Annotated in this window: 11 protein-coding genes and 1 tRNA gene; 6 read left to right on the forward strand and 6 right to left on the reverse strand. The window is 63.3% G+C overall.

What is annotated here, in order from left to right:
• Window positions 1-160: 160 nt before the first annotated feature.
• Complete coding sequence (locus AC0L15_RS30455; protein WP_287250533.1) at window positions 161-772, forward strand: hypothetical protein; 612 nt, start codon at window positions 161-163, stop codon at window positions 770-772.
• A 203-nt stretch (window positions 773-975) separates the two neighbouring features.
• Here AC0L15_RS30455 and AC0L15_RS30460 read toward each other — a convergent pair.
• A tRNA-Gly gene (locus AC0L15_RS30460) sits at window positions 976-1050 on the reverse strand.
• A gap of 248 nt (window positions 1051-1298) precedes the next feature.
• Here AC0L15_RS30460 and AC0L15_RS30465 point away from each other — a divergent pair.
• From AC0L15_RS30465 to AC0L15_RS30480, 4 genes are all read left to right on the forward strand, one after another.
• Window positions 1299-1796, forward strand: a complete 498-nt coding sequence (locus tag AC0L15_RS30465) for a prolyl-tRNA synthetase associated domain-containing protein (RefSeq protein ID WP_287250584.1) — start codon at window positions 1299-1301, stop codon at window positions 1794-1796.
• Between the two features lie 92 nt (window positions 1797-1888).
• The gene (gene trxA, locus AC0L15_RS30470; protein WP_473498044.1) at window positions 1889-2887 is read left to right on the forward strand and encodes a thioredoxin; all 999 of its coding nucleotides are present in this window, start codon (window positions 1889-1891) and stop codon (window positions 2885-2887) included.
• Window positions 2888-3052: 165 nt separating this feature from the next.
• Window positions 3053-3724 carry an LON peptidase substrate-binding domain-containing protein gene (locus tag AC0L15_RS30475; RefSeq protein WP_128170052.1) on the forward strand — a complete coding sequence of 224 codons (672 nt, stop codon included), beginning with the start codon at window positions 3053-3055 and terminating at the stop codon, window positions 3722-3724.
• 265 nt (window positions 3725-3989) lie between these two features.
• A complete protein-coding gene (locus AC0L15_RS30480) occupies window positions 3990-4229 on the forward strand; it encodes a Trm112 family protein (RefSeq protein WP_128170053.1) in 240 nt (79 codons plus the stop codon).
• A 37-nt stretch (window positions 4230-4266) separates the two neighbouring features.
• On the opposite strand, the gene AC0L15_RS30485 is transcribed toward AC0L15_RS30480, so the two are convergent.
• From AC0L15_RS30485 to AC0L15_RS30495, 3 genes are read right to left on the reverse strand one after another with little or no spacing between them, the layout of a single operon-like run.
• Window positions 4267-7545: an error-prone DNA polymerase gene (locus AC0L15_RS30485; protein WP_473498046.1), complete on the reverse strand. Its 3279-nt coding sequence runs from the start codon at window positions 7543-7545 to the stop codon at window positions 4267-4269.
• Window positions 7542-9014 (reverse strand): DUF6504 family protein, encoded by a 1473-nt coding sequence (locus AC0L15_RS30490; protein ID WP_128170055.1) that lies wholly within the window; start codon window positions 9012-9014, stop codon window positions 7542-7544. The genes AC0L15_RS30485 and AC0L15_RS30490 overlap by 4 nt, the downstream gene beginning before the upstream one ends.
• Window positions 8956-10011 (reverse strand): ImuA family protein, encoded by a 1056-nt coding sequence (locus AC0L15_RS30495; RefSeq protein WP_128170056.1) that lies wholly within the window; start codon window positions 10009-10011, stop codon window positions 8956-8958. Before AC0L15_RS30495 ends, AC0L15_RS30490 begins: the two co-directional genes overlap by 59 nt.
• A 173-nt stretch (window positions 10012-10184) precedes the next feature.
• Between AC0L15_RS30495 and AC0L15_RS30500 the strand changes: the two genes are divergently transcribed.
• Window positions 10185-10607: a metallopeptidase family protein gene (locus AC0L15_RS30500; protein ID WP_023802719.1), complete on the forward strand. Its 423-nt coding sequence runs from the start codon at window positions 10185-10187 to the stop codon at window positions 10605-10607.
• Window positions 10608-10835: 228 nt separating this feature from the next.
• Here AC0L15_RS30500 and AC0L15_RS30505 read toward each other — a convergent pair whose 3' ends face one another.
• Window positions 10836-11042 carry a DUF1737 domain-containing protein gene (locus tag AC0L15_RS30505; RefSeq protein WP_023804277.1) on the reverse strand — a complete coding sequence of 69 codons (207 nt, stop codon included), beginning with the start codon at window positions 11040-11042 and terminating at the stop codon, window positions 10836-10838.
• Window positions 11043-11068: 26 nt separating this feature from the next.
• Window positions 11069-11947: an HpcH/HpaI aldolase/citrate lyase family protein gene (locus tag AC0L15_RS30510; protein ID WP_031257179.1), complete on the reverse strand. Its 879-nt coding sequence runs from the start codon at window positions 11945-11947 to the stop codon at window positions 11069-11071.
• Window positions 11948-12187: the final 240 nt, after the last annotated feature.

A 12187-nucleotide genomic window follows, 5' to 3' on the forward strand; every position in this document is an offset into this window, starting at 1 on the left:
GCAGCCGCGGATAGTTGCCCTTCTGCGCAGGCTGCTCAGGTCCAGGCTGCCGGCAAAAGGTTCGGACACAAGAGTGCGCAAAGTCGAGGCTGTCAAGAAATCCAATGTGCTAGGCAGCCATTGTTTGCGAAAGTTGGCGTAGCCTTGAGAGGGGTTAGGGATGTGGCAATGGCTGTCAGAACTACAGGGTGCGCAAGCGAGCTTGCTAGGCTCGTTTGCCGGCTTTTTGTTCGGTATCTGCGCGCTTGTCGTCGGCGCACTCGTCAATTTTCGGCTAAACCGCAGAAGGGATGCCCTGCTTCGTGGTGAGGAAGCCGACTCGGTCGCTGCGGCCCTATACGGCGAGATCGTCCTCATTAGGAAGGAATTAGCACGAACGGCCAACATCGTGGCGAAGACTGAAATGAGAGGTGGTACGTTCGACAAACACTTCCTCGAGTTGACCCGACTTCAAGAGCCGTTGCTCTACAAGGCGCTCGCAAACAAATTGGGCCTGCTTGCCCCGGAGGTGGTTCTGGCAATTACCGACTTCCATGGCAATGTTGAACTCGCACGCGGCTGGCTTCCCCAGCTGGTAGAAAGTGATGATCGCAAGTTCAGCTACAGTCCGCTTACCGTCCTGGAGCCGGCAATAAAGGCGATCGATGGCGTTAAGCCGACGCTGGATCATATCGCCAAAACAATGCGAATTGGACCGCCAGAAGATGGTTTTGATCTCAGCAATCCCTATGCAATCGCCGAAAATGAAAGGGAAAAATTTGGAGAGAGATAGGCGCAATCTGTGGCAAAGGCGCACTTCAGGGAGACCTGGTGACGCCGCGATCCCATACGACTTCTTAACTTCGCGAACTCGTAACCGCGCGGTAACCATGGCCTTCTGAGCTGCCTAAGCCAACTGCGATTTCGACAACCCCGAAAACGAAAAAGCCGCGGCGAACCGCGGCTTTTCGATGGCTTGATTCCCCTTGGGGAAACTGGAGCGGGTGAAGCGATTCGAACGCTCGACCCCAACCTTGGCAAGGTTGTGCTCTACCCCTGAGCTACACCCGCTCGCGCGGCGTTTGGGCCGCAAGCCGAGCCTATATGGCTGAAGGGCGCGGCGATTGCAACAGGGAAGTCGCAGGTTTTTTGGCCGCACCCGGCGACGTAAACGAGCCTTCCCAGCGCGGATGGGAATGCAATCGGCAGCCTTGCTGCGCAATGGTCTTGTCTCGGCCGCGTCATTGGCCGTAAACGGAATGATCCAACCACGACAACAAGCCAAACCGCAACAACAAGAAAGTCCGACAAGAAACGACATGCCGAAAACCGAAGCCGAGCTTTTCGCCTTTCTCGCCGATCTCGGGATCGAGGTCTCGACGCTCCGCCATCCGCCGCTGTTCACGGTCGCCGATTCGCAGGCGCTGCGCGGGGAAATCGCCGGCGGGCATACCAAGAATCTGTTCCTCAAGGACAGGAAGGACAATTTCTTCCTGGTCAGCGTCGCTGAGGAGGCGGTGGTCGATCTCAAGCAGATCCACCAAATCATCGGCGCCGCCGGGCGGGTTTCCTTCGGCAAGCCGGAGATGCTGATGGAGCTTCTCGGCGTCGTACCGGGTGCGGTCACCGTGTTCGGCTTGATCAATGATACGCAGTTGCGGGTCAAGGTCGTTCTCGACCAGGAGTTGATGCGCCATGCCGTCATCAACGCCCATCCGCTGACCAACGAGGCAACGACATCGATCGCCGCCGCCGACCTGGTCAAATTCGTCGAGGCAACCGGGCATGATGCTGTTATCTTGAAAGTCACGGCATGATCGCCACATGGATGACGATAAACCGACTTCTGAGTGAGAATTAAGGATGTTGCGCCGGGCTGGCGGCCGGGCGGCGACCGAAAGGGCACGAGATGAGCGAGAACAATCAATTTGGCGGCCCGTTTGGCAGCAATGCCGGACAGTATGCCACCACTGTGCAGTATGGCGGCACTGACGCCACCCCCGCGAAAGTCGCGCTTGGCGACCCGCCTGTCGCTGCCGACGTCATCAAGGAGACGACGACCGCCACATTTGCCGCCGACGTCATCCAGGAATCGCGCCGTCAGCCGGTGCTCGTCGATTTCTGGGCGCCATGGTGCGGGCCCTGCAAGCAACTGACGCCGCTGCTGGAAAAGGCGGTCACCGCCGCCGGCGGCAAGGTCAAGCTGGTCAAGATGAACATCGACGACCATCCTTCGATCGCCGGACAGCTCGGCATCCAGTCGATACCGGCAGTCATCGCATTCAAGGACGGCCAGCCGGTCGACGGTTTTATGGGGGCCATTCCCGAGAGCCAGATCGCCGCCTTCATCCAGAAGGTCGGCGGCAAGGGCAATGGTGCGCCGCAGGTGGCCGAGGCGCTTGCCGCGGCCGCGGAGGCGCGCGCCGCCGGCGATGTGCATACCGCGGCGGACATTTTCGACGCGATCCTGGAACAGGCGCCGGAGACGATCGAAGCGATTGCCGGGCTGGGCGATCTGCTGTTCGAGGCCGGCGATGCCGAGGGCGCCGAAGCCGTGCTGGCGCGGGCGCCGGAAGCAAAAAAGGATGCGCCGCCGCTCGCCGCGGTGCGCGCCAAGATGGCGCTCGCCGTGCAGGCACAAGCACTTGGCAATCCGGCCGAGCTCGAGCGCCGCCTGGTTGAGAACCCCGGGGATCATCAGGCACGTTTCGAGCTTGCCATGATCCAGAACGCCAACGGCGAGCGCATGGCCGCAGCCGACAATCTGCTGGCGATCGTCAAAGCCGATCGCTCGTGGAACGACGACGGCGCCAAGACGCAGTTGCTGCAGTTCTTCGAGGCCTGGGGCATGACCGACGAGGCAACGCTGGCGGCACGGCGCAAATTGTCGTCGCTGCTGTTTTCCTGAGCCCGCACCAAGCTGTTTTTGCCTGATGGCCTTGCGGTCGACAATGGCTGCGCCAGATTAGGAGGCCTGACCGATCCGTTCTTCGCTTGCTGGCGATTATGCACCAGGTTGCGAAGGGATGGGCGGGCTTGATGCGCTTCTTGAGGGAGCGAGCGGAGGTTTGAAGTGCAGGCGGGAAACGCGCATTACCGGCTCGATACGGATTTGCCGCCGACGGTGCCGATCTTCCCGCTTGAAGGCGCCTTGCTGCTGCCGGGCGGCCGCATGCCGCTCAACATTTTCGAGCCGCGCTATCTGGAGATGGTCGATGAGGCGATCGCCGGATCGCGGCTGATCGGCGTCATACAGCCCAGCCTCGACGGCGCGCGGCGTCCCGACGGCGAGCCGGCGCTTTGCAATGTCGGCTGCGCCGGCCGTATCATCGCGCTTTCCGAGAGCGGCGACGGCCGCTACCTGATTTCGCTGCAAGGTGTGTGCCGGTTCCGCATCGTGCAGGAGCTTACGGTCAAGACGCCCTTCCGCCAGTGCCGGTTTGCGCCGTTTCTCACCGATCTCGACGAAGATCAGGCCGAGGCCGAGATCGACCGGCCGGCGCTGCTCAAGGCATTTCGCGCCTATTTGCAGGCCAACGATCTTGAAGCCGACTGGGAAAGCGTCAGCCGCGCCGAAAACGCCATGCTGGTCAATGCGCTGTCGATGATGGCGCCCTACGGGCCGGCCGAGAAACAGGCGCTGCTCGAAGCGGCGGACCTCAAGACACGCGCCGAAACCCTGATCGCCATCACCGAAATGGCGCTGGCACGTGAGAACGAGGATTTCGGCTCGAGTTTGCAGTAGGCAAAGTAAAAGGAACGCTGGGACTAAACCAATTGCGGAAGTCGGCGCCGCCCCTCATCGCCCTGCCGGGCATTTCTCCCCGTATAGTGACGGGGAGAAGGGGCTGTCGGCAGCCTTGGCGGACGTTCTGCAACGCGGGTGATTGGCGAAACCATCGATGAGAGCGTCCCTCTCCCCGTCACTATACGGGGAGGGGATGCCGGCAGGCAGGTGAGGGGCAGCGTCAACGCACGAAGACTGAGGACGAACGAGAGGACAGACAAAAATGGTGGATGGGCGTGAGGGAAAGAAGGCCAATGTCGACCCCAAGCTACTGGAATTGCTGGCCTGCCCGCTGACCAAGGGTCCGCTTAGCTGGGATCCGGAGCGCAGCGAGCTCATCTCGAGGGTCGCACGGCTTGCCTATCCGGTGCGTGACGGCATCCCGATCATGCTGCCTTCGGAGGCGCGCTCACTCCCCTTCGACGACGGATTGCCGCCACCGCGGTTGGGTGGGCCGTCCTGAAGCGTGGTGATCCTTCGCTGTCCCGCCGACACATCCCCTATTGAAAATTGCGCCCCTTGGGCATGACCCTTTCTGCCTTCCCCGCGATATCCTGCCGGTCGTTTTGCACGACAGGGACATCGGGCTTCTCCTCCAGAAGCACGGACAGCCAGGGTGTCAGGTCCTCGACCTTGTCGGCGACGATATGGATGACGTCCGTTTCCGACTGCAGTTTGCCGGTGACGCGGATCAGCCGCGCGCCCATGACAATGGGCCGGTAGCGGTTGAAGGTCCTTTCCCAAAAAATGACGTTGGCGACCGCCTGCTCGTCTTCCAGCGTCAGGAAAATCGCTTTGGCGTTGCCCGGCCGCTGCCGCACCAGGACAAGGCCGGCGACCGAAACGCGCTTGCCGTCCCGAACCTGGCCGAGGCGCGCATTGGGGGTGACGCCGGAACGGTCCAGCCGCTGGCGCAGAAAGGCCAACGGATGCGCCTTCAGCGACAGGCCGAGCGAACGGTAGTCGTGGACGACGTGCTCGCCGAGCGGCATTGTCGGCAGCCTGGTCTCGGGTTCGAGATCGCGCAAGCGGATCGCCGGCCGGTCGAACAGCGGCAGGGTCTCCGTGGCACTCCTGCCGTCGAGCGCGCGGACCGCCCACAGGGCGTCGCGGCGGTCGAGGCCGAGCGAACGGAAAGCGTCGGCTTGCGCCAGCTTATCGATCTCGTCGACGTGGAGGCCCGAGCGCAGCCAGACATCGCGAACGGATGTGTAGCCGTCGCCGCGTCTGGCGACAAACACCTCCATGCGCTCCTTCGACAGGCCCTTGACCTGGCGAAAGCCCAGCCGGACGGCATGATTGGTCCGGATGATGCCGCGCATCTGGGCATGGCGGTCGAGGATGCGGGTTGGATCGAAAGGCACTTCCTCCAGCGCGCAGTCCCAACCGGAAAAATTGACGTCGACCTCGCGGATTTCAACGCCATGGTCGCGCGCGTCGCGGACAAGCTGAGCCGGCTGATAAAACCCCATCGGCTGGGAATTCAGGATCGCGGCGCAGAACACGTCGGGATAGAAGGTCTTGAACCAGCAGGAGGCATAAACCAGCAGGGCGAAGGAGGCGGCATGGCTTTCGGGAAAGCCATATTCGCCAAAACCCTCGATCTGCTTGAAGCAGCGCTCGGCGAAGTCCTTCTCGTAACCCCGCAAAATCATGCCGTCGACCATCCGCTTGCGATAATTGCCGATCGTGCCGGTGCGCTTGAAGGTGGCCATGGCGCGGCGCAGTTCATCGGCCTCGCCCGGCCTGAAGCCGCCGGCGACAATGGCGATCTTCATCGCCTGCTCCTGGAACAGCGGCACGCCCAGCGTCCTGCCGAGTATCTCTTCCAGTTCCGGCTTGGGATATTCGGGCCTTTCCTTGCCCTGCCGGCGGCGCAGATAGGGGTGGACCATGTCGCCCTGGATCGGGCCGGGCCGCACGATCGCCACCTCGATGACGAGGTCATAGAATGTTTTCGGCCTGAGCCGCGGCAGCATCGACATCTGGGCGCGCGATTCGATCTGGAAGACGCCGATCGTGTCGGCGCGGCAGATCATGTCGTAGACATGTTTGTCCTCGGCAGGGAGGGTGGCCAGCACATAGGGCCGGCCAAAATCATCGCGCGCATCGGGATAATGATCTTCAAGCAGCGTGAAGGCGCGCTGCAGGCAGGTCAGCATGCCGAGCGCCAGCACGTCGACTTTCAGGATTTTCACCGCGTCGAGATCGTCCTTGTCCCACTCGACCATCTTGCGTTCGTCCATCGCCGTCTTGATGATGGGCACGATCTCGTCGAGCCGGTCCCTGGTGATGACGAAGCCGCCGACATGCTGCGACAGATGACGGGGAAAGCCCATGATCTCGTTGGCGCATTCGATCACCTGCCTTGTCGACGGATCGGTTTGATCTAGGCCGCCGGCCCCGGTCTCCTTTTCGCCGAGCTCCGAGGTCGACCAGCCCCAGATCGAGCTGGACAGCGCGCTCCTGACATCGTCCGACAGGCCCATCGCCTTGGCCACTTCGCGCATCGCCGAGCGGCCCCGGTAGCTGACGACGGCCGCGGCAAGCGCGGTGCGCTTGGCGCTGTATTTCGAGTAGATATACTGGATGACCTCTTCGCGCCTTTCATGCTCGAAATCGACATCGATGTCGGGCGGCTCGTTTCTTTCCTCGGAAATGAAACGCTCGAAAAGCGAATCGATCCGCTCGGGCCCCACTTCGGTGATGCCGATGCAATAGCAGACCACCGAGTTGGCCGCGGAGCCACGTCCCTGGCAGAGTATGCCCTGGCTGCGGGCGAATTTGACGATGTCGTAGACTGTCAGGAAATAGCGCGCGTAATTCAGGCGCTCGATCAAAGCGAGTTCTTCGCGGATGCGCCTGGTCACATCGGCGGGAACGCCCGAGGGGTAGCGTATCGCGGCTCCCTCCAGAGCCAGCCTTTCCAGTTCGGCCTGGGGCCCGAGGCCCGATTCCGTCGGTTCGTCGGGATAGTTGTATTGGAGGTCACTGAGAGAGAAGCTCAATTCGCCGGCAAAGTGCTGGGTTTGCGCCAGTGCCTGCGGATGCCGCCGGAACAGCCGCGCCATCTCCATTGGCGGCTTCAAATGGCGCTCGGCATTGGCCGCCAGTTCCAGCCCGGCTTCGGCAACAGGCACGTTGAGGCGGATCGCCGTCAGCACGTCCTGCAACCGGCGCCGTTCGGACGTATGGTAAAGAACGTCGTTGGTCGCCATCAGCGGAATGCCTGATGCCTCGGCCATGGCAGCCGCCTGCTCGATACGGTAGCGGTCGTTGCCGTGATAATCCGGCGAAACGGCAAGCCGCAGGGTCTTGCCGAAGCGATCTTTCAGGCGGCTGATCAGCCTGAGGTGATCCTCGGCCGGCGTCGACAGATCGGGCAGGATCGCCAGCGACATGCGATCGCCCCATTCGAAAAGGTCGTCGCGATAGAGCAGCGGTGCGCCCTTTTCGCTGTCGTCGCGCATATTGGCCTGCGTCAGCATGCGGCACAGATGGCCCCAGCCCTTGCGGTCCTGCGGATAGGCGAGAACGTCGGGCGTGCCATCGCAAAAAACCAGGCGGCAGCCGGGATGACAGGAAAGACCTTCCACCTTGGCCTGCTGCCAGGCGCGCACGACGCCAGCCACCGTGTTGCGGTCGGCAAGCCCGATCGACGAAAAGCCCAAAAACTTTGCCGCGACCACCAGCTCCTCCGGTTTCGAGGCGCCGCGCAGGAACGAGAAATTCGACTGGATGCCGAATTCGGCATAGGGGACGACCGCCAGCGCATTCATGCGAAGACCCCATGCATGAACCAGCGCGGCGCCGCCTGCGAGGCGCCGTAGAGACCCTGGCGATAAAGCCAGTAACGGCGGCCGTCGCTATCCTCGATGCGGAAATAATCCCGGGTCGCTTCCTGCCCCGCTGCCTCCCGCCACCATTCCGGGGCGATGCGTTCCGGCCCTTCGGCGCGCGCCACCCGGTAGAGCGCGCGCCGCCAGCGGAAGTTCAGCGGCGGTCCTTCAGGCATTTCGGTGGCCGGCACCTCGATCGGTTCGGGCGAACGGAACAGCCGGATCGGCCGTTCCGGCCGCAAGACAGGCCTGGAAGTGTCTTGTATCTTGTCCGGCTGCTTCGGCGCAGAGACCCTTTGCGGCGCCTCCGCATAGGGAAGCATGGCGACGACGCGCTCGGGCAGATGACTCTCGACGGCGACCGGTTTCAAAACCGCGCTGTCGCCGAGCCGGGCGCGGATGCGGTCGGCGAAAAGCGCGATGTCGGCGCCGTCGTCGCGCGTCTCGCCGGTCAGATCCGCCTGCTGCATGTCGAAGGCCGCGGCCGACAGCACCGAGAGGCGCACGAGATCGAAGCCATAGCCGGCATCGATGTCCTGTTCGAGCGCGGCAAGCCTCTCGTGGAACAATTTCTGGATCAGCAACGGCTCGCGCAACGGCCGCGAGGTGCCGACGGCGATGCGGCTGACGGCGCCGTCGACGCGGAAAAGCAGCAGCGCCAGCCTTCTTGCGCCCTCGCCGCGGCGCTCGAGGTCCGCCTTCAATGTCGTCGCCAGCATTTTCACCAGCCGCTCTATTTCGTCGGTCAGCATGATCGGTTCGGCGAGATGGCGTTCGACCGAAAGCGGCGCCACCGGCAGGCGCGGCGACACCGCCTCGTCGAGGCGGCCGAGCGCCTGGTCGAGACGCAAAAGCAGCGATCTGCCGAAGCGGCGGGCGAGCGGCGCGCGCGGTGCTGCCATGACGGCGCCCGCCGTGCGCAGGCCGACGCTTTCCAGGCTGGCGCGGATGTCAGGCTCGATGCGCAGCGCCGTCAGCGGCAAGGGTGCGAGAAGCGCCTCCTCCTCGCCACCGGGGACGATGCGATCACCAGAAAACCGCGCTGCCGCCCAGGCTGCACCTGGTGTGGCGGCAAGGCCGGCGCGGACATCGAAACCCTGATGGAAAAAGCGCGACAGGATGTCGTCCAGCATCGCCCGTTCGCCGCCGAAAAGATGGGTGCAGCCGGTGACGTCGAGGAACAGGCCATCGGCTGCGTCGATCGCCACCAGCGGGGTGTAGCGGTCGCACCAGTCGGCGAGGCTTTCGAGCAGGCGGCGGTCGGCCTCGGGATCGGCTTCCACGACGTCGATCGACGGATGCATGGCGCGCGCGTCGGCTATGCCCATGCCGCGCTTCAGATGAAGCGCCTCAGCCCGCTCGTCGAGGGCGGCGATGCGCTGCGCGTTCGCCTGGCGATGGCTGATCACCAGCGGCAGGTGATCCGACGGCCGCGAACGCCAGGACCGCCCCAGACGCTGGCGCAGGATCCTTTCCGCGGCGAGATGCGGAAACCACAGGGACAGGATTCGCTGCCCGTTCTTGCCGTCTTTCCCCGGCCCTTCTTTCCTCGAAACTGCGTTCATCGGGGTTCCACTCCAGTGTGAATTGTCCTGGCAAGGCGGTGCGGCTCTTGCCGATGCTGACGGTGAAGGCGGAACGGCCGATCGAGCCGGCGAGCGGCCCGGCGATCGTCTGGCGTGGTGCCGACGGCGCCGCCGACAGGACGAGGCGGACGGGTGCCGCCGTCGGCTCGGGTTCGCCGGCCTGGCGCAGCAAAAACACCGGCCCGCCGGCGCTCTGTGCCCGGGCGTGCAGCCGCCGCGTCGCGGTGAGGTCCAGCCGCTGCGGACTGCCGCGGATTTCGAGGATGACGGCGGCGAGCGCCGTCATCCGGGCGGCCTCCTCGGCGGTCCACAGCGCATCGAGGAGCCTTGGCGCCTCGGAAAACAGCAATTGCTCCGGCTCGATGCCGAAAAGGCGATGAAGTCCTGTGGCATAGGGGAAGCCGGCCTCGCGGAAGATTTCCGCGGTGCCGATCCACAGGACCGGCAGTCGCGGCCCCTGTTTGAGGATCAGGCTGACGAGCGACAGGGCGAAGCCGGCGACGGCCCCGGCATCGCGGGTCGCGGCGCCATGGATCTCGCTCAGCGCCGCCTTCGGCAGGCCGCCGCCGAGCGCAGTATCGAGATCTTCGGCGCCGGTGCGCAGAAACGCATCGGGCGGCGCCACGGCGAGGCCGCGGCGGACGATTGTCAGATTTTTGGGCGTGATTTTTTTGGGCGTGACATCAGCTGTTGGATTCCGGGGCGCATCAACGGGGGCTGCGGCCGGCGCCTGCAGGCGCTCGGGCAGCGTTCCCTCGATCTTCGCGATCTGGCGGCGCAGGGCAAAAACAGTCTCCCGCGCCACGGCGCTTGTCGCCATGACGGTCAGCTTCCACTCACAATTGTTCCTGTTATGTTCTAATAGATTCCAGAGGGCGGCCGAAGAGTCAAGCGGAGTCATGGGGAATTTATTCCTGTCAGCGAAAGGCGGCAACCCGGCCAATTGCCGAGTCCGGCGCGAAAGCCTATATGCCGGGATCAGAAGGACAAAGCATGGCCCGCATCTACAAAACCCGTACCTGGCACGACGAGCTTTCGCCGTCGATGGAGGAAATGGAGTTCCTGGCGCTAGAAGCTTACGCCCATCTGCCGGAGGAGTTTCGCAAGCTGACCGGCGAGATCGTCATCCAGATCGCCGAATTCCCGACCGACGAAATCATGGACGACCTGTCGCTGGAAACGCCTTTCGACCTGCTCGGCCTGTTCGAGGGGCGCGGCATCGCCGAGCGCTGGAATCCGCAGACCGGCGAGGGGCCGAACCGCGTCACGCTCTACCGCCGCGCCATCCTCGACTACTGGGCCGAGAACGAGGAGACGCTGGGCGATATCGTCACCCATGTGCTGATCCACGAGATCGGCCACCATTTCGGCCTGTCGGACGATGATATGGAGCGGATCGAAGAGGCGGCCGAGTAAAGGGATCGACGTCTCATTCCTTCGCGGCCCCCCTCTGTCCTGCCGGACATCTCCCCCTCAAGGGGGGAGACTGGCAGCTTTGGCCCGCACCGCACACCCTGCAACTCTGAAGATTGGCGAAAGCCGATGCGACATCCGATCTCCCCCCTTGAGGGGGGAGATGTCCGGCAGGACAGAGGGGGGTGCTGGCCCGCCGACATCTGGAAGATGTTTATGCTCGATGCGATGTCACCAATCGCTGAGCTTGGTGCCAGGGCCGTATTCCTGGCCCTCGACATCCTTCACCACGGCCTGGCCGCAGCGCATGACCTTGGTCTGCTTGTCGTAGGAATAGGTTGGCGAGCCGAACAGGTGCCAGCCCTTGTTCAGCGCCGCCGTCACCTTGTGGCAGAAGCTGGAATCGTCCGGGCCGGACAGAAAGCGGTAGAGTTTCATTTTTCATTCCTGTGATAAGTTGCCAATCATGCCGCGCTGGCGGCCGCCTTCGCCAGCAGTTTCTCGGCCTGCGCCAGATGCAGCCGCTCGAGCATTTTTCCGTTCAGCGCAATGACTTGCCTGCCGGCATTTTCGGCAAGCGCGAAGGCCTCCTTGACCGCACGCGCCTCGGCCACGGCTTCGGCAGATGGTGCAAAGGCGCGGTTTGCGGCATCGATCTGGGCCGGGTGGATCAGCGACTTGCCGTCGAACCCCATGGCGGCTGCTTCCGTGCATTCGCGCGCAAAAGCGTCCAGATCACGAAAATCGTTGAAGACACCGTCGAGCAGGTCGAGGCCACCGGCGCGTGCTGCGAGCACCATCTGCATCAGCCATGGCGTGAGATAGCGCCGGTCGGGCGTAGCGAGAATGCCGGTGTCCTTGACCAGGTCGTTCGTTCCGGCAACGAAACAGACCAGCCGCGAGGCCGGATCGCGGCAAAGCTCGGCAATCGGGCCGATGTTGAGCAGCGCCTTGGGCGTCTCGATCATCGCCCACAGCTTCACCGCGTCGGGTGAAAAATTGTCGTCGAGGACGTCGCCGGCTTCCAGGACGTCGCGCGGCGTGTCGACCTTGGGCAGCAGGATGGCGTCGGGCTCGCAGCTTGCCGCCGCCAGCAAGTCCTTGGCGCCCCATTCGCTGGAGAGCGGGTTGATGCGCACGACCATTTCGCAGCGCAGGTTTGCGCGGTGAGCGAAAATATCAGCCAGTTTTTCGCGCGCAAAAACCTTATCGGCCGGGGCGACGGCATCTTCGAGATCGATGATGACGGCATCGCAGGCCAGCGACGAGATCTTGGCCAGCGCCTTGTCATTCGAGGCCGGGACGTAAAGCACCGAGCGGCGCGGGCGGCAGGTTTCAGTCATGCCTGATCTATGCCGCCTGGAGGCGATCGAAGCAAGCACACAGGGCAATCGCTTCGGGCAGTCATAGCTTGCATTGGATGCAAGCCAATCATCGAAGTTGGCGCTGCCCCTCATCCGCCTGCCGGCACCTTCTCCCCGTATAGTGACGGGGAGAAGGGACTGATGTCCGAACCGGATAGATAGGTAACAGAATGGACTGATTGCATGGGTGACAGTTTTCTCCTTCGCCGGGAGGACCGG

This window comes from Mesorhizobium sp. WSM4846 (genome assembly GCF_055811415.1).